The organism is Mesorhizobium sp. (assembly GCF_004962245.1).
GTDB lineage: Bacteria > Pseudomonadota > Alphaproteobacteria > Rhizobiales > Rhizobiaceae > Mesorhizobium.
Genome location: NZ_SUHQ01000001.1, coordinates 259,027 through 282,051, shown reverse-complemented (window position 1 = coordinate 282,051; position 23,025 = coordinate 259,027). Strand labels below are relative to the sequence as shown.

General features: G+C 62.7%; 16 protein-coding genes. 10 read left to right on the top strand and 6 right to left on the bottom strand.

Annotated elements, in window-relative coordinates; genetic code table 11:
• Positions 1–39: 39 nt before the first annotated feature.
• The 4 genes from E5X88_RS01360 (at position 40) to E5X88_RS01345 (ending at position 4,300) form a co-directional block, all read left to right on the top strand.
• Positions 40–711: a hypothetical protein gene (locus tag E5X88_RS01360; RefSeq protein ID WP_292157420.1), complete on the top strand. Its 672-nt coding sequence runs from the start codon at positions 40–42 to the stop codon at positions 709–711.
• 102 nt (positions 712–813) lie between these two features.
• Positions 814–1,545 (top strand): dienelactone hydrolase family protein, encoded by a 732-nt coding sequence (locus tag E5X88_RS01355; protein ID WP_292157418.1) that lies wholly within the window; start codon positions 814–816, stop codon positions 1,543–1,545.
• 86 nt (positions 1,546–1,631) lie between these two features.
• Positions 1,632–2,192, top strand: a complete 561-nt coding sequence (locus E5X88_RS01350) for an RNA polymerase sigma factor (protein ID WP_292157416.1) — start codon at positions 1,632–1,634, stop codon at positions 2,190–2,192.
• 2 nt (positions 2,193–2,194) lie between these two features.
• On the top strand, positions 2,195–4,300 hold the full coding sequence (locus tag E5X88_RS01345; protein ID WP_292157415.1) for a VWA domain-containing protein: 2,106 nt from the start codon (positions 2,195–2,197) through the stop codon (positions 4,298–4,300).
• A gap of 172 nt (positions 4,301–4,472) precedes the next feature.
• Here the strand turns inward: E5X88_RS01345 and bmt are convergent, their stop codons facing one another.
• Positions 4,473–5,489, bottom strand: coding sequence for a betaine--homocysteine S-methyltransferase (gene bmt / locus E5X88_RS01340; protein WP_292157413.1), 1,017 nt, complete (start codon positions 5,487–5,489; stop codon positions 4,473–4,475).
• Between the two features lie 90 nt (positions 5,490–5,579).
• Complete coding sequence (locus tag E5X88_RS01335) at positions 5,580–6,422, bottom strand: helix-turn-helix transcriptional regulator (RefSeq protein WP_292157411.1); 843 nt, start codon at positions 6,420–6,422, stop codon at positions 5,580–5,582.
• Between the two features lie 227 nt (positions 6,423–6,649).
• Here E5X88_RS01335 and E5X88_RS01330 point away from each other — a divergent pair, with 227 nt between their 5' ends.
• Both E5X88_RS01330 and E5X88_RS01325 read left to right on the top strand, forming a co-directional pair.
• Positions 6,650–7,660 carry a fatty acid desaturase gene (locus E5X88_RS01330; RefSeq protein ID WP_292157409.1) on the top strand — a complete coding sequence of 337 codons (1,011 nt, stop codon included), beginning with the start codon at positions 6,650–6,652 and terminating at the stop codon, positions 7,658–7,660.
• 88 nt (positions 7,661–7,748) lie between these two features.
• Positions 7,749–8,549, top strand: a complete 801-nt coding sequence (locus tag E5X88_RS01325; protein ID WP_292157407.1) for a PhnD/SsuA/transferrin family substrate-binding protein — start codon at positions 7,749–7,751, stop codon at positions 8,547–8,549.
• 6 nt (positions 8,550–8,555) lie between these two features.
• Here the strand turns inward: E5X88_RS01325 and E5X88_RS01320 are convergent, their stop codons facing one another.
• The 4 genes from E5X88_RS01320 to E5X88_RS01305 all read right to left on the bottom strand — a co-directional run bounded on the left by E5X88_RS01320 (position 8,556) and on the right by E5X88_RS01305 (position 15,836).
• Positions 8,556–9,875, bottom strand: coding sequence for a Xaa-Pro peptidase family protein (locus tag E5X88_RS01320; RefSeq protein ID WP_292157650.1), 1,320 nt, complete (start codon positions 9,873–9,875; stop codon positions 8,556–8,558).
• Between the two features lie 105 nt (positions 9,876–9,980).
• Positions 9,981–11,483, bottom strand: a complete 1,503-nt coding sequence (locus E5X88_RS01315; protein WP_292157405.1) for a glycosyltransferase family 39 protein — start codon at positions 11,481–11,483, stop codon at positions 9,981–9,983.
• Positions 11,484–11,595: 112 nt separating this feature from the next.
• A complete protein-coding gene (locus tag E5X88_RS01310) occupies positions 11,596–14,169 on the bottom strand; it encodes an FAD-dependent oxidoreductase (protein WP_292157403.1) in 2,574 nt (857 codons plus the stop codon).
• Between the two features lie 89 nt (positions 14,170–14,258).
• Complete coding sequence (locus E5X88_RS01305) at positions 14,259–15,836, bottom strand: trimethylamine methyltransferase family protein (RefSeq protein ID WP_292157401.1); 1,578 nt, start codon at positions 15,834–15,836, stop codon at positions 14,259–14,261.
• A gap of 325 nt (positions 15,837–16,161) precedes the next feature.
• Here E5X88_RS01305 and E5X88_RS01300 point away from each other — a divergent pair, with 325 nt between their 5' ends.
• From E5X88_RS01300 to E5X88_RS01285, 4 genes are all read left to right on the top strand, one after another.
• Entirely contained in the window at positions 16,162–18,069 is a 1,908-nt protein-coding gene (locus E5X88_RS01300; RefSeq protein ID WP_292157399.1) for a phospholipase D-like domain-containing protein, read from the top strand.
• Between the two features lie 161 nt (positions 18,070–18,230).
• On the top strand, positions 18,231–19,406 hold the full coding sequence (locus tag E5X88_RS01295; protein ID WP_292157397.1) for an MFS transporter: 1,176 nt from the start codon (positions 18,231–18,233) through the stop codon (positions 19,404–19,406).
• Between the two features lie 99 nt (positions 19,407–19,505).
• A complete protein-coding gene (locus E5X88_RS01290) occupies positions 19,506–20,666 on the top strand; it encodes an MFS transporter (RefSeq protein ID WP_292157395.1) in 1,161 nt (386 codons plus the stop codon).
• 83 nt (positions 20,667–20,749) lie between these two features.
• Positions 20,750–22,819: a prolyl oligopeptidase family protein gene (locus E5X88_RS01285; RefSeq protein ID WP_292157393.1), complete on the top strand. Its 2,070-nt coding sequence runs from the start codon at positions 20,750–20,752 to the stop codon at positions 22,817–22,819.
• Positions 22,820–23,025 lie beyond the last annotated feature (206 nt).

Sequence of the window (23,025 nt, the reverse complement as noted above, 5' to 3'; positions counted from 1 at the left end):
CTCCGAACCGGACAGGAAAGGGTGATTGTTGCGCGCAGCATGATCGAAGATATGGCGGCAGCGCTTTCCCCCTACGGTCTCATCCTGCGCGGCGGCTTCAATTTCGCAGGTGGTGAGGAGACGCCGTTCGGTCTCTCCGGCGCTCCCGCCAAATCCATCGTGCTGGTGGGGCAGGCAGGTGCTGCGCCTTGGCCGCATTTCCTGCGCTGGAAGGAAAGCCAATCGCAGCCCATCGACAATCCGCTCGACACATGGTCGCGCGAAGTGATCGGCGCGGTGGCGGAGAAATTCGGGGCACGCGCGGTCTCGCCTTCCGACAGACCGTATCTGCCGTTCCAGCAATGGGCGATGCGGGCGGAGGGACTAAAACCGTCGCCGCTCGGCATTCTCATGCATCCGCAATACGGGCTCTGGCACGCCTATCGCGGCGCGCTGCTGTTCGAGGACGAGATTGCGCTCGGGGAAGCTCGCGACGTGATTCACCTTTGCGATGCATGTGTTGACAAATCTTGCCTGAAATCCTGTCCGGTCGACGCGTATTCTGCGGACGGTTTCGCGCATGGAGCCTGTCTGGCGCATGTGCGCGGGCAAAACGGCGCGCCTTGCCGCACCGGCGGCTGTCTCGACCGCAACGCCTGTCCCTATGGCACGGCCTATCGCTATCCGGCCGAGGTTCAGGCCTTCCACATGGCGGCGTTTGCGCGCCTGTAGCGTCGCCAAATGCCGCACGAAATCTTGAATGAGGCTACTTCATTGCGACTTGCCCCGACGGCTTGCGCGGATATGTATCGCACGACAGTCAATGGAGCGGTGATGGCGAAGCAAGCTATTCAAATCAAAACCGGTGACGGCGTGGCAAAAGCCGGTCTGTTCCGCTCGGCAGCCCCGGCCAAGGCCGCTATCATCCTCTACATGGACGCTTTTGGACCGCGGCTGGCGCTCGACCAAATGGCGGAAAGGCTTGCAGCCGACAATTATACGGTGTTGGTCCCGGACCTTTTCTACCGCAACGCGCCCTACGGCCCTTTCGAGGCCAAGACCGCGTTCAGCGACGAGAAGCACAAAGCTGTCATTACAGGTCTCCTCAGCAGCACGACACAGGACATGACCATCCGCGACAGCGGCGCTTTCCTCGATGCGCTCGATGCCGAAGGCCTGACCGGACCGGTGGGCACAATCGGCTATTGCATGGGTGGAGCGCGGGCACTGAATGCCGCCGCGACCTATCCCGATCGCATCGTTGCCGCCGCCAGCTTCCATGGCGGCAATCTGGCGAGCGATGTCGCCGACAGCCCGCACAGGAAGGCTGCGTCGATCAAGGCGCGGGTCTATGTCGGTACTGCGGGCGTGGACAGAAGTTTCCCGCCTGAACAGGCGGCACGGCTGGCCGAAGCGCTGCGCGCGGCTGAGGTCGACCATGTCATCGAGAATTATGCCGACATGGCGCATGGCTGGTGCGTGCCAGACCACAGCGTCTTCAATGCGACCGGCGCCGAGCGTCATTGGAAGCGGCTGACAACGCTGTTCGCAGAGACGCTGGGGTAGGGCGCCGGTGGTCCCTCACTGACCGCCTCACAAAAATTTCTTTCCATCACCCAAGGAATCGCCATTAGCCTTCGTCCAACAGGCAAATGGCGATGATGCTGGACGAAAGCGAAGCCTCCGACGCCGAGTTGATCGGGCGAGCGAAGGGCGGAGACAGAAGGGCTTTCGGCAAGTTGCTCGAAAGGCACTATGATTTCGTCTATCGCGCCGCCTATCGCTGGTGCGGGAAAAAGGCCGACGCCGAGGACATCGCCCAGGAAGTCTGCGTCCGGCTCGGCCGGGCGATCCGCGACTATCATGGCAGCGGCGCCTTCACGACCTGGCTCTACACCATGACGCTGAACGCGGCGCGCGACACGATGCGCAAGACCGTCCGCGAGACGTTCAAGACCGAAGCCTACGGCGCTTACGCACTGATCTCGGGAGAGGCCCTGGCCGAGCCTGAGGATCCGGTCGAGGCGCTTTGGGCGGCGGTGCGGATGCTGCCGGACAAGCAGCGCGACGCGGTGCTGCTCGTCTATGGCGAAGGGCTGAACCACGCTGCCGCTGCCGAGGCGATGGCGATCTCGGAGACGACGGTTTCCTGGCACATCCATGAAGCGAAGAAACGGTTGAAGACGCTCATGCGTTCAGCCGGGGAAGTGTGATCATGGTCGACGACAACGAACTCAACAGGCTGCGCGACATCGCAGCACCAGCGCCGGGTACCGACGCGAAGGCGCGTGCCTTCGAGGCTGCCCTGCGTGCCTACGAGGCCGCCACGCGTGCCTACGATATGGGCGAAAAAACTTCACCTGCCGCCCAAGGATCGACGAACGGGCTTCGTCTCACAGAGCGAGCACAAAAGCTCTGGAGCGAAATCATGCAAAAGAAACTCTTCGCCACGCCGGCCATTGCCGGGCTCATCGCCCTGCCGATCGCCGGATACGCCGCCATCTATATGCTGCAGGAGCAGTCATTTCATTCCGGTGGAGACGAGAAGATAACCGAAACGCTGGCCGACAAACCAGCGGCTGAACGGCCGGCAACGGGAAGGCCGCTTTCCGTAGCCGAGGCCGACAAGCAGAAGAAAGCCGACGCCGACAGCGAAAGCCGCGTCGCGGCCGAGGCGCTTGTCGCGCCGGCATCGCCGCCGAGGTCCGAATCGGCCGCCGTTGGCGGCCTGGCAAACCAGGATGCGCTGACCCGCAATGCGCCTCAGCCCGCGCCGAGCGGTGAGTTCGCACAGGACGGAGGTGCAAGCGCCCGGCGCGGCACAACAGCCGAGTCCAAATTGATGATGCAGCGGCCGGCTATGCCGGCCGACCAGATGCTGCCGCAGGAGCAAAACCGCGACCGCGTGGAGGGTTTCAAGACCAATCCGGTGCGTGCTGCACTCGAAGACCCGGTCTCGACCTTCTCGATCGACGTCGACACGGCCTCCTATTCCTTCGTGCGGCGTTCGCTGAAGGAAGGTATTGTGCCGCAGGCCGACACGGTCCGCGTCGAGGAGATGATCAACTACTTCCCCTATGACTGGAAGGGACCGGACTCTGCCTCGACGCCGTTCAATTCGACCGTCAGCGTCATGCCGACGCCGTGGAACGAGCATACCAGGCTGATGCATGTCGCCATCAAGGGCTTTGACGTCAAGCCGGCCGAGCAGCCCAAGGCCAATCTGGTGTTCCTGATCGACGTGTCGGGCTCGATGAACGAGCAGGACAAGCTGCCTCTCTTGCAATCCGCCTTCCGGCTACTGGTCAGCAGACTGAAGCCGGACGATACGGTCTCGATCGTCACTTATGCAGGTGACGCCGGCACTGTCCTCGAGCCCACCAGGGTTTCGGAGAAGGACAAGATCCTCAATGCCATCGACACGTTGACGCCTGGCGGCAGCACGGCCGGCGAGGCGGGGATCAAGGAAGCCTACAGGCTGGCGCAGAAATCCTTCGTCAACGACGGGATCAACAGGGTGATGCTCGCCACGGACGGCGACTTCAATGTCGGCCAGACCGACGATGACGATCTGAAGCGGTTGATCGAAAAGGAGCGCAAGAGCGGGGTGTTCCTGTCGGTGTTCGGCTTCGGCCGCGGCAATCTGAACGACCAGATGATGCAGACCATTGCCCAGAACGGCAACGGCACCGCCGCCTATATCGACACTTTGGCCGAGGCGGAGAAGGTGCTGGTCGAGGATGCGTCCTCGACGCTGTTCACCATCGCCAAGGACGTGAAGATCCAGGTCGAGTTCAACCCGAACAAGGTTTCGGAATACCGGCTGGTCGGCTACGAGACCCGTGCCTTGAACCGCGAGGATTTCAACAACGACCGCGTCGATGCCGGCGAGATCGGCTCCGGCCATTCGGTCACCGCGATCTACGAGATCACGCCGAAGGGTAGCGGCGGCGAGCAGATCGACCCGCTGCGCTACGGCCAGGCGTCGGTGAACAATGGCGGCGTCGCCAACGCCGACGAATATGCCTTCGTGAAAATCCGCTACAAGCTGCCGAATGAGGATGCCTCGAAGCTGATCACCACGCCGGTGACATCCGCCAACGAGGTGTCGAGTTTCGATCAGGCCAGCACCGACCAGCGTTTCTCCGTCGCCGTCGCGGCCTTCGGCCAGAAACTGCGCGACGAGGATGCGACCGCGAAGTTTGGCTACGACAAGATCATGGAGATTGCCACTGCCGCCCGGGGAGCCGACCCGTTCGGGTATCGGTCCGAGTTCCTCTCGCTTGTGCGCCTTGCCTCGGCGCTTGGTGGCAATCGGTAGTGGCGAACGGCCGGTTTCTTTCAGATCGGATCGTTCCGATAGGGGAAACCGACCCACGGGCGGGTGAGGCAGGCCGGCAAGGGAAACCTTGCCGGCCTTTTTTCAAAATTTTCGTTCCGGCATCGATCGTGACGCCGCGCCGGCTGCGAAAATGCCCAGTGGCCGAAAAGCGTCAGGCGCGGCTGCGCCGGCGCTCGCGGCGGGCCTCGCTGGTCTCGGCTGTATTGACTGTCGCCTGCTTGTTGCGCATCGGGCCGATGCGCTCGACGATTTTCTCGATAGTCGGGCGATCCGATCTGGTATGCGCGTCGAGCGCCTTGCGCATGGCGGCCAGGTGGGCGAACGAGGTGCCGCAGCAGCCACCGACGATCTTTGCGCCGGCGTCGACGGCCAGCCTGACATAATCGGCCATCAGTTCGGGCGTGCCGGAATAATGGATCTCGGCGCCGCGGAATTCCGGAATGCCGCAATTGCCCTTGACGATCACCGTCGCCTCTGGCTTCGCCTCGCTCATGTCGAGCAGTGAGGCGAGGATGTCGGAGGCGCCGACACCGCAATTGGCGCCGACACCGAGCGGAGCCTGCGACAGTCCATCGGCAACGCCGTGAATGTCCTTCGGCAACAGCCCCATCATGGTGCGGCCGGCGGTGTCGAAGGAACCGGTATAGGTATAGGGCAGGCCGACGCGGATCGCGGCTTCGGCGGCGGCACGGATTTCGTCCGGCGCCGACATGGTCTCGATCCAGGCGACTTCGGCGCCGCCGGCCTTCAGGCCCTCGATCTGTTCGGCAAAGGCCTCAACCGCCTCGTCATAGGTCATGGCGCCGAGCGGCACCAGCAACTCGCCGGTCGGGCCGACCGAGCCCGCCACGATGACCTTGCGGCCGGCTCTATCGGCGACAGCACGGGCAATCTCGGCGGCGCGCTTGTTCAGCGTATGCACGCGATCCTGGGCATGGTGCAGCTTCAGCCGGTGGCGGGTGCCGCCGAAGGAGTTGGTCAGGATGATGTCGGCGCCGGCATCGACGAAGTTCTGGTGCAGGCTGGTGATGGTATCGGGTGCTGTCTCGTTCAGGAGCTCGGGCGCCTCGCCGGCCTCCAGCCCCATGGCGAACAGGTTAGTGCCGGTGGCGCCATCGGCGAGCAGGACGCCCTTTTCGGCAAGCAGCGCGTCGATCGGATTGGTCATGGTGAAATACGCCTTCCGGGAATTCTATTCTGAGATAAGGATATAAAGAACTCTTTATATGGCGTCAACGTCAGCATGTATAACAAGCCGTCAAAATCGCATTTCCGCAAGCCTTTGCGTGAAACTGGCGGCCTCATGCGCGTTGACGTCGGCGGCGCGGATCAGATTGTCGAAATGGCTGGTCAGCGTGCGGACCGGTTGGGTCGCGTTCAGCACCAGATACATGTCGCCGACATAGATGGCGGCGCGATAGGGCCCGAAGATGGTGTAGGGGATCGAATAGCGCATCCGCCCGTCATAGAGAAACAGGCGGAAGGTGGGATAGAGGTCGTCGAGCAGCGTCGCCATGTGGAGAAGCTGCTGGTGGCGGTCGGCCTCCGGAAAACGATCCCATACGCCTAGCCCGCGCGCAAAGATCTCCAGCGTGTGGCGTGGCATGCAGACCTCCATGTCGGTTTCCGGCCGCCGGTTGTAGTCGATGCGGTACTGCGTCTCCCCGGCCTGCGCTTCGCGGCTCTTGTTGGCGATGCCGGCTTCATAGTCGACAAGCGCCTCGGTGCGCAGAAGGTCAGGAATGCCGGCCGGCACGTAACGGATTTTCGTGCCCGCGGCCTCGGCATGCCATCTGGCCAGCAGGGTGCGGTCGAAACCGTCGGGCGCCTCCTCGATCTCCAGGCTTTCGCGGATTTCACCGGTGACGCCTTCGTCCTGGCTGAGGCCGAGCAGCCAGTCGAGCGACACCTTGAATTCGGCAGCGATGTTGAGCAGCGTTTCGGCGCGGGGAAGGCGCGTGGAGGCGCCGGACAGAAGCTGCGAAAGCGCGGAACGGTCGATGCCTACCGCAGCCGCGAAGGCTGACTGGTTCAAGTCGGATCGTGTCAGGAGCATTTTCAGGCGTTCCCGAAAGACTGCCGACAGATCGCGTTTGTCCATATCGTCATTCCGGCCGCTGGGAGGAAAAAAATTCGCCGAAGCCGCCAAAGCGGTATCCCAAGCGTAAATGAATCCTCGATGTTGTTTACAATATATAACATATGCGGCTGAAAATGCGCAATCGCAACATCTAGTGCGCTTTGTCTCGTTGCAGCAACTCAGTGCTCCTGACACAATGCTGTCAGGAATCAAAGTGGTTCCGGCGACTGGCAGGCAGCATCCAAAGCATGACGAGCAAGGGCAACAGACGACGCAATACACCGGCCATCGAATGGCCGACCGTGTTTCTCGCATTTTTCTGTTACGGCACCTGGCTCGCCGCCGGCTTGCTCCTCTGGCCGTCCTACCCGCTGCTGGCGCTGGTCGTTCTGGCCTTGATGGTCGCGCTGCAATCCTCGCTGGCCCATGAAATCCTGCATGGCCATCCGACCCGCAATGCGCAGGTCAACGAAGCGTTCGTCTTCCTGCCGATCGGCGTCGTCTGGCCGTTCCGCCGTTTCAAGACCATTCATCTGCGCCATCATGCCGACGAACGGTTGACCGATCCGCTTGACGATCCCGAAAGCTACTACAAGGCGCTGTGGCACCATGACGAATTGCCGCCGGCGATGAAGTTCCTGCTGAAAATAAACAACACCATGATCGGCCGCCTCGTGCTTGGCCCGTGGCTGTCGTGCATCGGCTTCTTCATCGACGATGCCAAGCAGATGCTCGCCAGCGACAGGGTGATCCGCGAGGCATGGTTGCTGCACGCGATCGGCCTCGCCGTGGTGTTGCCTGTCGTGCAGTTCGGCTTCGGCATCCCGCTGTGGCTCTACGTCCTGGTGCCGGTGTGGCTCGGCCAGTCACTGATCTCGATCCGTACCTTCGCCGAGCACCAGTGGTCGGAGCATCCGGAAGGCCGCACGGTGATCGTCGAGCGTTCGCCGCTGTCCTTGCTGTTTCTCAACAACAACCTGCACCTCGTCCATCACAAGAGCCCGACCGTGGCCTGGTATCGGCTGCCGAAGCTGTTTGCCGAGCGCCGTGACGAATGGCTGCGGATGAACAATGGCTACGCCTTTCCGAATTATTTTGCGCTGCTTAGGGTATTTGCCTTCAAGGCAAAGGAGCCTGTCGTCCACCCGGTGCTGCGGCGCACGCCGGAACCGGGCCGCGCGTTCAAGCCGCGCGTCAGGGCGCGCAGCCTCAATGGGCTTGGCAGCGCGCCGGTGCCCGCCGAGCCGCCGAAAGAATGAATTCTGCAACGGAGCAAAGCGGCGCGGCCCAGGCGCGCCCCGCGTTCATGATCTTGTCAATCTCCAGGCATAACGGTCAAATACCGGCATGAGCGAATTCGTTGCGGCCTTGCCGATGTATGACTGGCCCGAAATGCATGACGAAGTCGATGCCCAATGGGCGCGGCTGCGCGACGCCTTTCGGCAAAGAGATATCGACGCACCGGAGACCATCGTGCGCCTCAATGGCGACCTGCCGCCGGTGCCGGGTGGTGTTCGCGATGCCGCTGGAAAGGTGATCGCGCCCGACCCGACAACATTGCCGCCGGACGAACTGGATTTTCAGGGGCTCTGGCTGCATCCGGCGCTGCTGTTCGCGCAAACCTGCTGGGGGCCGATGGAACTCGGCCTGTCGACGCATGTCCATGTGATCGGCCAGCCGAATTACGATGCCTTCGAGGGCGGGCAGGGCGAGCTCTATTCGAGCGCGCTCGTGATGCGGGTAGGTGATGCGCCAGCGGTTCGATCGCCTGATGACGGCAGCTCTCTCATCCCGCTGGATATCCTGCGTGGCAAGCGCTTCACCTTCAACAACGTCGATTCGATGTCGGGCATCATTGGGCTGACACGTGACCTGGAGGCGCTGGGCGAAAGCCTGGACATGCTCTCGATGTGCGGCGAAAGCGGCGGCCACCGCGCCTCGATCGTCGCCATTGCCGAGGGCAAGGCCGATGTCGCGGCCATCGACTGCCGGAGCTGGGCGCAAGCGCAGCGCTTCGAGCCTGCGGCACAGAAGCTGGCAGTCGTCGGCTGGACAAGGCGGCGCAAGGGCCTGCCGTTCATCACCTCCAGAACGACGCCGGAAAAGATCGTCGCTGCGATGCGTGAGGCCGTCGCGGCGGCCGGCTGAGAAGGCTCAGCCGCCGAGCAGCCGCTCGTCGAGCGGATAGGTCGAAAGCTGCTCGTTGCCGGTTTCGGTGATCAGGACCTGCTCTTCGATCTTGACACCCTCATGGCCGCCAAGCCGGCCGATATAGCTCTCGACGCAAAGCACCATGCCTGACACAAGCACGCCATCGGGCGTGTCCTCGGTCCAGTCGCTTGCATGCGGCAGCGTCGGGTATTCGTCGGCCAGGCCGACGCCGTGATAAAGCACGCCATAGCGCGTCGGAAAACAGTCTTCAGGAGGCACCGCCGAGCGTTCGACGAGGTCGCGGAACGATATGCCGGGCTGCATCAGGCCGGTGTTGCCGGCGATCTGGTCGGCGGCGATGCGAAACAGGTCGCGTTGCGCGTTGGACGGCTTGGCGTCGCCGCAGAGCCAGGTGCGCGACAGGTCGGCGCAGAAGCCGTAGGGGCCGATCAGGTCGGTGTCGAAGGCGACAAGATCGCCGGCTTCGATCGTTCGCGACGAGCATTCCTGAAACCACGGATTGGTGCGCGGCCCTGACGACAGGAGCCGGGTTTCGATCCATTCGCCGCCGCGCGCAATGTTGCCGCGGTGGAGTTCGGCCCACAATTCGTTCTCGGAAATGCCCGGGACGAGCGCGGCTTCCATCTCGTGCATCGCCGCCTCGCAAGCGACGATCGAGCGGCGCATGGCCAGGATCTCGTCCGGCGATTTGATCAGCCGCGCGTTCTCCATCACCGCTTCGCCATTGCCGATCGAAATGCCTAGGCGGGCGAGTTCCTCGACGCCCTCGGGATTGATGTGGTCGACGGCAATACGGCTGGTGCCGCCGCCATGTTCCTTCACCAGATCGGCGATGCCGGCCGCCCAGCGGCGGACCGTCAGTTCGGTCAGCTCGCCGCTGTAGAGATACATCCACGACACCGCCGGTCGCACCTCGTCGACGACGCCGGAATGATCGGAAAGGTGCTCGCAGGAAAAATAGTCGAACAGCACGACCGGGCCTTCGGTGGCAACGAAGCAATGCCGTGTCGGATTGTGCGCGACCCAGAGCTGCATGTTGGTCGAGTCGGTCGCATAGCGGATGTTGATAGGGTCGTAGAGCAGGGCTCCGGCATAGCCGCGGCGCTTCAGCTCGGCGCGGATGCGGTCGAGCCGGTATTGGCGCATGGCGGGCAGGTCGGGCGCGGCGATGCCGGCGGCTTGCCACTCGGCTTCCGCCAGTGCGCCGTAGCCAAGCACATGCTGATTGAGTTCAGCGGCCTTCTGCCGCGACTTCAGGCGCAACGCATCGATGGAGCCCGCTTCGTCCGGGTCGAAAGGCATGATCTTGCGGTGGCGACCGAACCGTCGCTCGACGCCTTGCTCGCTCACGTTCCGATCCTTGTGCCAGATCCGATCATCGCAGATGGCCAGTCGATCGTCGGATGGTCATTTCGCCTCCTGCCTTTTCAACTTGACGACGGTCACAAGCCGTCCGTCGCTCGAGCCGAAAAATTCGGGAACCCTGAGGCTGCGGCGTTCACCATCCAGGACGAAACCCGCCTGATGGATGCGGTCCAGGATTTCCGGTTGCGGTTCCGGCTTGTCGAGCCAGATCAGAATAGCCGGTTCCTGCAGCAATGCAGCGAAACCGGGCACTTCCTTTCCGAGCACGACAAGGTCGGGATCGACGAGCCTGAGGTTGCCCACCCAGTGCCAGTCCGACGTAACCGTCTTAATCGCGCCATCGGCGGTCAGATCATGATACAGCGCCTGGTAGTCCAGACGGGCGACGCGTCCCATGCCCTTTCCGCCATAGACCTGGTAAGCCCACGACGCCGGCAATACCAGCACGGCCAGTGCGGCTGCAACGGTGATGGTAAGGTATTGCGCGGTCCTGCCTCTGTCGCCAAGGGCATCCATGCGGGCAGCGAACGCGACAGGCAGAAGAAACAGGACGGGTAACAACCAGCGCGCTCTGAACATGGTGGCGCCGCTGGCGATCACCAGGATAGTCGTGATGCAGAGCCCAAAGCCGAGAACGCGCCACAGGAATTTTTCCGAATCTGAAAGCTGTTGGCGAAGCGTCGTTGGAAGAATCCGTCCCGCCAGCATCGCTACTGCAAAAACCGCGACCGGCAGAATGGCAAAATTCCGTACGGCTCCGGCGAAGTCGACGATGCCTTTCAACGCGACGAGGAAAGCACCGCCTCCTTCATTGATGCCGAACTTGTAGCTGCGCGCCAGCAATTCGCTCGGATGCGAGGCGGTCCAATACAGTGTCGGCAGGCACACCAGCAGCGCCACGGCCATACTGATCATGATTTGCGGGCGCAGGATGACCTGACGGGTTTCGCGCATCGACAAGGTCGCCAACACCATGGCGGTAAGCAGGATGACATTGTTGTATTTCGCCAGGACGGCCGCACCGATCGCCAGACCGAACAGGGCGTAGGCCAGCAGCGATTTGCGCTGCAGAAGCTCGATAAGCGCAAGCAGCAGCAGCGCCGAAAAGCAGAATGCGGCAACGGTATGCGACAAGGTGTGCTGCATTTCCCAGGTCAGCTGAGGAAACAGCAACAGACCTAGAGTAGCGGCAACCGCTGTGCGCTGGGAATAGCCAAGTTTGCGCGTCGCGACGAAGACCGACGCCAAGGCCACGAAAATCAGCGAATATTTCAGCACTTTAAGCGCGAGGATATTGGTTCCGAAAACCGATGACGTCAGCCAGCCGAGCCAGGAGTAAAGCGGCGGCTGCGCGCCGCCATAGCCCGCCCATAAAAACCGCATGTACAGCAGCTGTTCGGAGTCATCGACGCCGACCCCGGTTCCCGCCCAGAGGCTCGCAAGCGGCAGCACGACAACCTGTATGCAGCAGTAAAGCGCGATCATGACGATCGCCGCCGGGAAGGAGCCAATCCTGCCCTCGGCAAGCCATTCGGCCCATTTCATCGAATATTTCAAGGAGTTCTCATCGTCCGTGCCGGTTACCGCCGGCTCCGCTAGCATGAAGACCGTGCCTCGCACAATGCGGGTAGCGGCGGCACCTTTCGGGCGACATGCATCAGGTCCGCATCTTCTCGCCGCTCGGGTCGAAAAGCGGCTCGACATTGATGCGGGCCGGCCGCCGACTCCCGAGGATTTCGATCTCGAACAGTCCGGCGCTCTCGTTCTCGGCCAAGGCAGCCGGCACATAGCCCTGCGCCATCGACTTTTGCACGTAATGCGCATAGCCGCCGGAGGTGACCCAGCCGACCACGCGCCAGTCGCCGTCGACGATGCCGCGCACTGCCGAAGCGCCTTCCGCCGCCTTGGAGCCACGTACTTCCTCGCCTGATGTGTCGAAGCGCGGCGCACCATAGCCGTGCGGCTTCTCCACCGTGCCGTAGTCCTTGCCGCCGACCTTGGCCCAGATCGGCTCGTCGCCCATCACATCGGCATCCGCGGCGTCGACGATGAAGGAGACGCGGCGCAGCTTCGGCCCTTCCGCCTGTTCCCTGGCGGCCGCCTCGCGTCCGATGAAATCGTTCTTCTCCAGCTTGACGAAGCGGTCCATCGCCCCTTCGAACGGCCCGTAGATCGGGCGCAGTTCGCGGTACCAGGTCGGAAAATTCTTTTCCAGACGCATCGAGAGCAAGGCGCGCATGCCGAAATCGACGAGGCCGAACTCTTCGCCGGCCTCCTTGATCGCCTTGTAGACCAGGCGCTGGTAGGCAGGCGCTATCCAGATCTCGTAGCCGAGATCACCAGTATAGGTGATGCGATTGACCATGCAGGGTGCGCCGCCGACCGCCATCTCGCGGAAATCCATGAAGCGGAAGGCCTTGGTCGAGATGTCGACATCGACCAGTTTCTGCAGCAGGTCCCGCGATTTCGGTCCGGCGATCGACAGGCCGACAAGCGTCTGGTCGAAGCGGTGAATGCGCACGCTACCGTCCTTCGGCAGGTGTTTTTCGAACCAGCGCATGTGGTATTTCTGAGCGGCGGACGAGCTCCAGATCATGAAACGCTCTTCACCCGCCTTGGCGATGGTGAAGTCGCCGATCAATTTGCCGAACTCGTTCAGCATCGGGGTCAGCACGATGCGACCGGTCTTCGGCATGCGGTTGGTCATCAGCCGGTTGAGGAAATCTTCCGATCCCGGCCCGGACACTTCGTATTTGGCGAAATTGGCGATCTCGGTGACGCCGACCTTCTCGCGCGTTGTGCGCACTTCCTCGCCGATCGGCCCGAAGTCGTTTGAGCGGTGGAACGAAACGATATCCTTCGGCTCTGAGTCTTTCGGCGCGAACCAGAGCGGGGTTTCGAGACCCCATGAGTCGCCCATGACGGCATTGTTGGCCAGCATGGTGTCGTAGAGCGGCGTCGTCTGCGCCGGTCGGGCTGCCGGCAGTTCCTCGTTGGGGAAACGGATGGAAAAGCGGCGCGAATAGTTTTCGCGCACCTTGGCGTTGGTGTAGCGCAGGGTTGCCCATTCGCCGAAGCGCGCCACGTCCATGCCCCAGACGTCGAAGCCGGGATCGCCATTGACCATCCAGTTCGACAGCGCCAACCCGACGCCGCCACCTTGCGAAAAGCCGGCCATGACGGCGCAGGCGCACCAGAAATTGGTCAGGCCCTGCACCGGGCCGACCAGCGGGTTGCCGTCCAGCGCGAAGGTGAAGGGACCGTTGATGATCTGCTTGATGCCGGCCTTCTCGATGCCGGGGAAATGCTTGAAGCCGATTTCCAGCGACGGCGCGATGCGGTCGATGTCGGGCTGCAGCAATTCGTGGCCGAAATCCCATGGCGTATTGACCGGCGACCACGGCTTGCAGGCCTTTTCGTAGGTGCCGAGTAGAATGCCGTTGCGTTCCTGGCGGGTGTAGATCTCGCCCTTGAAGTCCAGCACGCCGATCATCTCGCGGCCGGTCGACCTGTTGAATTCCTCGACCTCCGGCATCGGCTCGGTCAAAAGATACATGTGTTCCATAGCCAGCACCGGCAGCTCGACACCGACCATGCGGCCGATCTCGCGCGCCCACAGGCCGCCGCAGTTGACGACATGCTCGGCCTTGACCGTGCCTTGCTCGGTGACGACGTTCCAGGTGCCGTCGACCTCCTGCGTCAGCTCGACGACGCGGTTGCGCAGTACGATCTCGGCGCCGAGCTTCCTAGCCGCCTTGGCATAGGCGTGAGTGGTGCCGGAAGGATCGAGGTGGCCTTCGACCGGATCCCACATGGCGCCGACGAAATTCGTCTCGTCCATCAGCGGGAACATCGCCTTGGCCTCGGACGGCGTGATCAGTTCGGTGTCCATGCCGAGATAGCGCCCCTTGGCGTGGGCAAGGCGCAGGAAGTCCATGCGCTCGGGCGTATCGGCCATCATCACGCCGCCGGTCAGGTGCAGCGAGCAGGACTGGCCGGAAAGCTCCTCGATCTCCTTGTAGAGCTGCACCGTGTAGGCCTGCAGCTTGGCGACGTTGGGATCGCCGTTGAGCGTATGGAAGCCGCCCGCCGCATGCCAGGACGAACCAGAGGTGAGCTCCGAGCGCTCGATCAGCATGATGTCGGTCCAGCCGGCCTTGGCGAGATGGTAGAGCACCGAGCAGCCGACGACACCGCCGCCGATGACAACTGCTTTTGCGTGAGATTTCATGAAGATAGTTCCGTTTTTTGCGTAAATTGAATCAGGTGCTTTGGTCAGCGGGAACCGCGCGCCGAAGTCGAACCGTCGCTGCGTGTCGATCAAAAATCGGTCGGCGCGCCGCCTTCGGACCGGCGCTTTTCGACGAAGGCGTCGAGCTCCTCGCGGATCGCCGGGTCCATGTAAGGCTCTTCATAGGACGCCAGCCGTTCCTTCCACACCCGGTTGGCCTTTTCGAGCGCCGTCGGCGACCCGGCTTCCACCCAGGTCTCGAAATTGCGCCAGTCGGAGATAACAGGTGCGTAGAAAGCGGTCTTGTAGCGGTCCTGGGTATGCTGGGTGCCGAAGAAATGGCCGCCCGGACCGACGGACTGGATGGCATCGAAGCCGAGAGCCTCTTCGGAAAGGTCGAGCGGGGTCAGGAACTCGGCCACCATCTGCAGCAGATCGATGTCCAGAATGGTCTTCTCGTAGGAGCAGCGCAGGCCACCTTCCAGCCAGCCGGCCGCATGCATCATCATATTGCCGCCGCCCTGTATGGCGCCCCACAGCGAGAACACGCTTTCATAGGCGGCCTGTGCGTCGACAGTGTTGGCGGCGCAGGTGTTGGAGGTGCGGTAGGGGATTTGATAGCGGCGGGCGAGCTGGCCGCCGACCAACTGCGCCTTCATGTATTCCGGCGTGCCGAAGGCCGGCGCGCCGGACTTCATGTCTACATTCGAGGTGAAGCCGCCATAGCCGACGGGAGCGCCTTTCCTCACCATCTGTGCGAAGGCGATGCCGGACAGCGCTTCGGCATTCTGCTGCACCAGCGCGCCGGCGATGGTCACCGGCGCCATGGCGCCAGACAGCGTGAACGGCGTCACGATGACGACCTGGCCCTTGCTCGACATCTGGATGATGCCTTCCATCATCGGCACATCGAGCTTGAGCGGCGAATTGGTGTTGATGATGGTGAACACCGACGGCTCTTTGAGAAGCTGTTCGTCGCTGATGCCGCGCGCAATCCTGGTGATCTCGATGCCGTCAACGTTGCGCTCCTTGCCGAGCGAATAGATGTGGAACACCTTGTCAGTGAGCACGCTCAAATCGCGGATGCATTCGAGGTGCCGGACGGACGGATGGATGTCGATCGGCTCGACCGGATAACCGCCCGTACAACTCAGGATGTTGTGCATCTGCGCGAGCTTGAGGAAGTTGCGGTAGTCCAGCTGGTTGCCGGGTCGGCGGCCGCGGTCGATGTCGGAACAGTTGGGCGCCGACGCCATCATCGAGAGGATCAGATTGTCGCCGCCGAAGCGCACATTGTGCGCCGGATTGCGGGCATGGATGGTGAATTCCGGCGGGCAGTGCGAAATGAGTTCGAGGATCATGTCGCTGTCGAAGCGCACCCGCTCGCTGCCTTCGCGGACATCCGCGCCATGTGCCTTCATGATGCGCCTTGCCTCGTCGTGCAGCACGTCGACGCCGATTTCCCGCAGCACGCGCAACGAGGCGAGGTGGATCGATTCGAGCTCGTCGTCGGAGACCAGCTTCGTCGGCGTCAGCGGAATTTTCAGTTGACGGAAAGGCGGCTGCTCGAACGCCGCCGATCCGCCGGCGAGCTTTCCCGCGCGCCCGCCGCGGCGGGCGCGGTCGGTTGCCAATGCCGGTTCGGCGGGATGAAGGGCGGCGGTCATGATAGGCCTCGTACGGTGCGACAATGCAGCGACATAATGGACCGCCGGCCGCCCCGCCATTGCGGAGGCGGCGACCACTAGGAAGAGGGAAGCGACATGGCTGAAGGGCGGTCGATGCCGTGAGGGGCGCCCAGAGCCTGGTCCATCGATAGATTCGGGATGGGGCTCCATCTTCTTGCTCGACAATGATCTTTTCCAAAAACCGGTTTTCACTTTTCGGGATCATGGCCTAGGATCGAGCAAGATGCCGTAATGTGGAATGCGTTACAGTTCTGTCTTTTACTTGTGACATACTTGGCTGCTAGCGTCTTTTGAGGGGATAGCGATGCCTGACGTCATCAAAGTGCGTGCGGCGACAAACAACGAAGTTACTTTCCTGTCATGGGATCTCGACGGGATGATCCCAGGATGTCTCGGCTTCGAGATTGTCCGCATCTATCCCAGTACCGGCGAGGAGCGTTGCCTGGCGACCTGGGTGCCGTTCAAGGGACAGCGCAATCCAAGATGGATTCCACAGGACAGCGGTGTGTGGCCGGTGCAAAAAACATTCTGGCGCGATCTTACCGTGCGGCGCCGGCGCGACAGCCTTGAGGTCAGGCGGGATGGCGAGATGATCGCCTACCGCGTACGTCCGGTCGGCGACATGAAGCCGGGCCTCGATCCGGTGCCGGTACGCCCGGCTCAAGTGGTCGACGGCAAACCCGCCTATACTGGAGCGGCTCGGCCGCTTGGCTATCTCGGCAACGGTGCCGTCAGCCCGCCGATCTTTTTGGGGCAGATGTTCGGCAAGGCGCGTGTCGCCTTCACCAATGGCGTGTTGTCGACACAATGGATGTCGCATGCGCTGGCAGAAGCGGGCATCAAGGTCGGGCAGCGCGACAAGATCAGGGCCGAGCTTCAGCGCCCCGGCGGCGAGATACGGACCTATCTGCAAGGCGATGTGCCGGACGTGCTCACCAGCCTGCTGAAACGGGCCAAGACCCAAGGCGGCACTGTCAGGCTTGCCCTCTATGAACTTGGCGATGACGAGTTGTGCGACGCGATCATCGAAGCCAAGGATGTCGTCGAAGTCATTCTCTCGAATTCGGGCAGGGACGACAAAACGAAGGCTTGGGATGCCGGCAACGCACCTTTCAGAAAGCGGTTGCGCGATGCGGGCGTCACGCTGACGAACCGTCTGTTCAACAACAGCCATATCGGCCACAATAAATTTGCCGTCTATCGTGATGCGCAAGGCGATGCGCAGGCGGTGATGACCGGCAGCACCAACTGGACGTCGACAGGCATTTGCGGACAGTCCAACAATGCCTTCATCCGCGACGACCCTGCCATGGCCAAAGTGTTCGATGCCTATTGGGAACGTATGAAGGCCGACGTGTTCCCGCCGCCGGCAGATGAAAGTGCTGCCGGTCGTGTCGCGCAGGCGCAAGGCGTGCCCTTTCGCCGGGAAAACCGCAGGCCAAACCCGCTGAACGGCGACACAGTGCCGTTGGACGGCCTTACAGTGTGGTTTTCGCCGAACGATCCCGACCGCAACAAGAAGGATATCTCTGTGCGCCCTGTCGACCTCGATGACGTTTTCAGGCGTATCAGGGCGGCGAAGGAGGCGGTGCTCTTTCTCGTGTTCAATCCTTCGCGGCTTGGCGACAACTCGATCATCGACCAGGCGGTGGCGGCCGCGACGGCGAACCCAAAGCTCATAGTGCAAGGCGCAATCAGCGATCACACCGCCATGCCCAACTACATTGCCCCGACCAAGGATCCGGTCACCGGCAAATCGAACAAGGACGGCAAGTCGCCATTCGTCTTTCCGGAGAAGGTCTGGGAGGCGCCGAACATCTCCATCGTCAGGGCGGCGAACCTGACGGGAGCCACAATTGCCCGGGATTTTCAGGCGGAAGTGCTGACCGTCGGCCATGCGATCGTGCATGACAAGATCGTTATCATCGATCCGATGGCGGACAACGCGACCGTTGTCACCGGCAGCCACAACCTCGGCTACAAGGCGTCCTATGAAAACGACGAGAACATGGTGATCGTGGAAGGCGACAAGACGTTCGCCGCGGCTTATGCGGTGCATATGCTCGACGTGTTCGACCATTACAAGTTCCGAGCTTGGCGCAGGACGATTGGAAAGGGGCCGTCCGACAGGGACGGGCTCTCCACTGACGACAAGTGGCTGAAGCCTTACGCGGACGACAGGAAGGGGGCGATTGCGCGATATTTTCCGTAGCGGTTTGAACGGCGCCAAACACGCGCCATGAATCGCGCCGCGCCGCAACAGATGGTTGGCGCAAATGGATTTCCTCCTCCGGCCCTTCCTTTCCCGAAATCGAACCGGTAGCTGGGTGGCGTGCCGACCGAATGGTCTGCAATTCACACACGGATGGCAGCATGGTCGCGACCGGCTCGAGCGACGACGAAGCGGGAACGCAATGGGCAGCGCTTGCCGGCGTCACCGCGGCGCTGGCCATGTTCGGCGCGGCGCAAGGATTGAGCTACCCGCTGTTCACGCTGCTGATGCAGCGGCAAGGCATGTCTCCGGCGGCGATCGGCCTGTCCGCCGCGATGATGCCGTTCGGCTTGATCCTTTCGGCCTCGTTCGTGCCGGCCGCCGTTCGGCTCGTCGGCGCGCGGACGCTCGCCGTGGGTTGCTCGCTGACCGGCGCGCTCTGCTTCCTGGCAATCGGCTATCTGCAGGACTGGGTGGCCTGGTTCGTCCTCCGCTTCATCGTCGGCGTGGTCATCAACCCGCTCTATATCCTCGGCGAACTATGGGCGCTCTCGCTCGCACCGCCGTCGCGTCGCGGCAGGGTTATGGGGGTGTTCAATACGCTCATGGGCGCCGGCTATGCGGCGGGACCGCTGATACTGATAGCGGTCGGCACGTCGGGGTGGGCACCCTTCATAGCCGGAATCGCCGGTTTCGCCCTCTGCGCGGCAATCCTGCGTGCCGTGTCCTCCAGGCTGGCCGGCTTCGAGGATGATGGCGAGCCTTCCGGCGGTATTGTCGGCTTCGCCAGGCTGGCGCCGGCGCTGCTGCTTGCGGTGCTGGTTTCGGCCGCGGTCCAGCAAAGCACCTATGCGCTGATCCCGGTCTTCGGCTCCGGCTACGGTTTGCCGGAAACGGTGCTGGCGGCACTGGTGACGGCGCTTTCGCTCGGCAACATCCTGCTGCAGATTCCGCTTGGCCTGCTAGCGGAACGTTTCGGCGGCCGGGCCATGATCGTCTTTTGTGCGCTGGCGACGGCCGTTTGCGCGTTTTTGCTGCCCGTGCTGATCACGACGCTGCTGGTCTGGCCGGTGCTCGTCGTGATGGGCGCGGTCGGCTACGGCGTCTACACGATGGCGCTGGTCGAGCTCGGCAGCCGGTTCAAGGGAACGATGCTTGTCGCCGGCAACGCCGCTTTCGCGCTGATGTGGGGTGCGGGCGGCATCGTCGGCCCGCCAGGCGCCGGCATGCTCATGCAGGCGATCGGCCCGCTCGGCCTGCCGGCCGTAATCGCCGGCCTCGACGTGTTGCTGGTGGTGTTCGCCTTGTACCGGTCCTTCAAGCGGCGGAGCTCTTGAACAAGTCATCGTCCGGCTGGCGCAAGCGGTTTTCGTCACCGGTGCTTCCTGGCACGCCGCCGAAACGCTAATCCTGCAGGTTCCCATATGGTGCGGATCATGGACCTGGCGGAAACGAACAGAGGCGAGAGAATGCAGTGGGCGGCGATCACCGGCGTGATCGCCACCGTCTCGGTGTTCGCCATCGCGCAGGGGCTAAGCTATCCGCTGCTGAGCTTCATCCTGCAGCGCCAGGGCGTCTCGCCGGCCATGATCGGCCTTTCGGCGGCAATGACGCCGGTCGGCTTTATCGTCTCTTCGCCGCTCATCCCGGCGCTGGCGCGCCGGTTCGGGGCAGGGCGCACGGCGCTCACCTGCGCAGCCCTTTCCGCGATCGTGCTGGCGCTGATCGGCTGGACGCAAAATGTCTATCTGTGGTTTCCGCTGCGTTTCCTGATCGGCGTCGTGACCAATCCGCTCTACGTGCTGAGCGAGACCTGGGTGATCGCACTGGCGCCGCCGGCGCGGCGCGGTCGGGTGATGGGGATCTATTCCACTGTCATTTCGGCCGGCTTCGCGGCCGGTCCGCTTTGTCTTCTTGCCGTCGGCACCGAAGGATGGCCTCCGTTTCTCGTCGGCATCGGCGCATTTGTCTTTTGTGGCGCCTCCCTGGCTTTGGTGATGGGACGGCTGCCGAAGTTCCATGAGACCGGGCACCGGGTTTCGGTCATGGGCTTCATGCCGATGGCATGGCTGCTGTTGTCCGCGGTCGTCGTGGCCGCCGGTTTCGAACAGGCCGTGCTGGCACTGCTTCCGGTCTACGGAACGCATTACGGCCTCGCGGAGGCCCGCATGTCGGCGCTGCTGTCCGTGATGATCGCCGGCAACATCGCCATGCAGGTGCCGCTCGGCCTGTTGGCGGAACGGCTGACGGCGCGTCTGGTGCGGTTCATTTGTGTGTCCCTAACGGTGCTCGGATGCGTGCTGCTGCCGGTTCTCATCGAGACGCCGCTGATCTGGCCATGCGTCTTTATCTGGGGCGCGGTTTCCTACGGCATCTACACGATGTCGATCATCGAGCTCGGCGATCGGTTCACCGGCTCGGCACTGGTCGCCGGCAACGCCGCCTTCTCGCTGATGTGGGGCGTTGGCGGCATCGCCGTGCCGCCGCTGGCGGGCGGCGCCATGGATATTCTCGGTGCGGACGGCCTGCCGATCACACTTGGCGCCATTTGCCTGGTGCTGGCGGTCACAACCGTCATGCGGCGGCGGATGGTGTGAATCGAAAAGCAGCTGGCGTCTTGAATATCGGAGCCGCCATGTCGATGTTGGCGAGGCCGACGCCTGATTCAACTGGAGACCGCATGACCAAGTCGAACACGAAGACGCAGCCGAATTCGGCGGCTGACGATCCCTTTCTTTGGCTGGAGGACAGGACAGGCAAGGAAGCACTCGACTGGGTTCACCGTCAGAACGCGATTACAACAGGTGAATTGCAAGGCGATCCGTCCTATCAGGCCTCCTTCCAAACCGCACTCGACCTGATGACGGCCGAAGACAACATTCCGGTCGGGTCTGCACTCAACGGCCACGTTTACAATTTCTGGCAGGACAAGACCAACGTGCTCGGCCTCTGGCGGCGCACGACGGTTGATTCCTACAAAACCGAGAAGCCGGATTGGGAGACGATCATCGACTTCGACAGTCTGTCGGCCAAAGAGGGCGTCAAATGGGTGTTCAGCGGCGCCAGCCGGCTCTACCCCGACTTTACACGCTGCCTGCTCAGCCTGTCGCCGGATGGCGGCGACGCCAGCGAGATGCGCGAATTCGACATCGAAACCAAATCCTTTGTCGAGGGCGGCTTTCGCGCTCCTGCCTCGAAGTCGGGCTTCAGCTGGCTGGACAAGGACACGGTCATCGTCTCGGCTGCCTTCGAAGACGACGAAAAAACCCAGTCAGGTTATCCGCGCGTGGTCAAGTTGTGGCAGCGCGGCACCAGGCTGGAGGATGCGACGCAGATCTTCGAGGCGCAGAAGCGCGATCTCGCTGCCGGCGGTTCCGTCGAATTCGACGGCGACAGGCGGCATCTGTTCCTGACCAGGACGCTCGACTTCTTCACCTCGCACAATTTTCTGCGTCTGCCGTCCGGCGAGAACAGGCGCATCCCGCTGCCGGACGACGTCACCGACACGGAGCTGTTCAAGGACCAGTTCGTCTTCGCCGTGCGCAGCCCTTGGACGGCGCCGGACGGCACGCTGTGCAAGCCTGACGGTCTCTATTCTCTGGACTTCGAGCGCTGGATCAAAACCAATGCGTTGGGGCCCGTCGAAACCGTGCTGGAGCCGGCGGACCGTGTCTCGATCGCCGGCATTGCCCGCACTCAAGACCGGCTGTTCATCAGTCTGATGGACAATGTGCGCGGCAAGGTCGTCGCCTGCCAACGCGGTGACAGCGGCTGGTCGCTGCAGCCGGTGGCGCTGCCCGAAAACGGCAGTGTCGGCATCAGTCACGCCGAGCGTTTCGGCTCCAGCGTGTCCTTCTCCTTCACCGATTTCCTGACGCCGAGCTCGATCATCTGGTCGGACGACAATGCCGCGATGCTGACAACGGTGAAATCGCAGCCGGCGCGTTTCGATGCGTCGTCCCTTGTCTCGGAACAGTTCGAGGCGCGCTCGAAAGACGGCACCAAGATCCCTTACTTCGTCGTCAGGCGGCGCGATCAGAACGGGCCGGTGCCGACGCTGCTTTACGGCTATGGCGGCTTCGAAGTGCCGTTGCTGCCCGGCTATGCCGGCGTGCGCGGCAGGCTGTGGCTGGAAAAGGGCAATGCCTATGTTCAGGCCAATATCCGCGGCGGCGGCGAGTTCGGCCCGAACTGGCATCAGGCCGCGCTCAAGGCCAATCGCCAGAATGCCTTCGACGATTTCGCCGCGGTGGCGCAAGACCTGGTGAAACGCGGCATCGCTACGCCAGCGACGCTCGGCATCCAGGGCGGCTCGAATGGCGGCCTGCTGACCGGCGTTTCGCTGACCCAGCATCCGGAGTTGTTCGGTGCGGTCATCATCGACGTGCCGCTGCTCGACATGCTGCGTTACACCGAGCTGCCGCCCGGCGCGTCCTGGATGGCCGAGTATGGCGATCCGGCGAAGCCGGAAGAAGCGACCTGGCTGGCAGCCTACTCACCCTATCAGCATGTCGAGGCCGATGCCGCCTATCCGCCGGTCCTGCTGACCACCTCGACCGCCGACGACCGCGTCCATCCCGGCCATGCGCGCAAGATGGCCGGGCGCCTGCAGGCCGCCGGTCATGCCAAGACACTGTTCTTCGAGGAGACCGAGGGCGGCCATGGCGGGCGCGGCGATCGCCGGCCGCAAGCGGCACAGGCGGCGATGAAGTATGTCTTCCTGCAACGGACGCTGAACGGAACGGCTTGAACTGATCGCGTCGGACGGCCTAAGGTACAGCTCATGGCTCGGATGAGGAGATGTTGCGCATTTGGGGTCGCGGTGACGCCGTCGCCGCGCACGCTTCGCGCCGAGCTTTTGCGGCTTTGCGCCCGCATCGGCTATTCGCCGCCCGCCTTCCTCTGAGGAATCCGCCCCGGCTGCAATTGCCGGATTGGTTCAAGAGGAAAGATCAG

Bases quoted from the DNA above. Each gene is read 5' to 3' on its own strand.
- E5X88_RS01350 (WP_292157416.1), top strand. From the start codon at position 1,632: ATGGCGATGATGCTGGACGAAAGCGAAGCCTCCGACGCCGAGTTGATC.
- E5X88_RS01295 (WP_292157397.1), top strand. From the start codon at position 18,231: ATGGTCGCGACCGGCTCGAGCGACGACGAAGCGGGAACGCAATGGGCA.
- E5X88_RS01345 (WP_292157415.1), top strand. From the start codon at position 2,195: ATGGTCGACGACAACGAACTCAACAGGCTGCGCGACATCGCAGCACCA.
- E5X88_RS01315 (WP_292157405.1), bottom strand. From the start codon at position 11,483: ATGAAATGGGCCGAATGGCTTGCCGAGGGCAGGATTGGCTCCTTCCCG.
- E5X88_RS01330 (WP_292157409.1), top strand. From the start codon at position 6,650: ATGACGAGCAAGGGCAACAGACGACGCAATACACCGGCCATCGAATGG.
- E5X88_RS01355 (WP_292157418.1), top strand. From the start codon at position 814: ATGGCGAAGCAAGCTATTCAAATCAAAACCGGTGACGGCGTGGCAAAA.
- E5X88_RS01285 (WP_292157393.1), top strand. From the start codon at position 20,750: ATGACCAAGTCGAACACGAAGACGCAGCCGAATTCGGCGGCTGACGAT.
- E5X88_RS01335 (WP_292157411.1), bottom strand. From the start codon at position 6,422: ATGGACAAACGCGATCTGTCGGCAGTCTTTCGGGAACGCCTGAAAATG.
- E5X88_RS01320 (WP_292157650.1), bottom strand. From the start codon at position 9,875: ATGCCTTTCGACCCGGACGAAGCGGGCTCCATCGATGCGTTGCGCCTG.
- E5X88_RS01305 (WP_292157401.1), bottom strand. From the start codon at position 15,836: ATGACCGCCGCCCTTCATCCCGCCGAACCGGCATTGGCAACCGACCGC.
- E5X88_RS01290 (WP_292157395.1), top strand. From the start codon at position 19,506: ATGGACCTGGCGGAAACGAACAGAGGCGAGAGAATGCAGTGGGCGGCG.
- bmt (WP_292157413.1), bottom strand. From the start codon at position 5,489: ATGACCAATCCGATCGACGCGCTGCTTGCCGAAAAGGGCGTCCTGCTC.
- E5X88_RS01300 (WP_292157399.1), top strand. From the start codon at position 16,162: ATGCCTGACGTCATCAAAGTGCGTGCGGCGACAAACAACGAAGTTACT.
- E5X88_RS01310 (WP_292157403.1), bottom strand. From the start codon at position 14,169: ATGAAATCTCACGCAAAAGCAGTTGTCATCGGCGGCGGTGTCGTCGGC.
- E5X88_RS01360 (WP_292157420.1), top strand. From the start codon at position 40: ATGATCGAAGATATGGCGGCAGCGCTTTCCCCCTACGGTCTCATCCTG.
- E5X88_RS01325 (WP_292157407.1), top strand. From the start codon at position 7,749: ATGAGCGAATTCGTTGCGGCCTTGCCGATGTATGACTGGCCCGAAATG.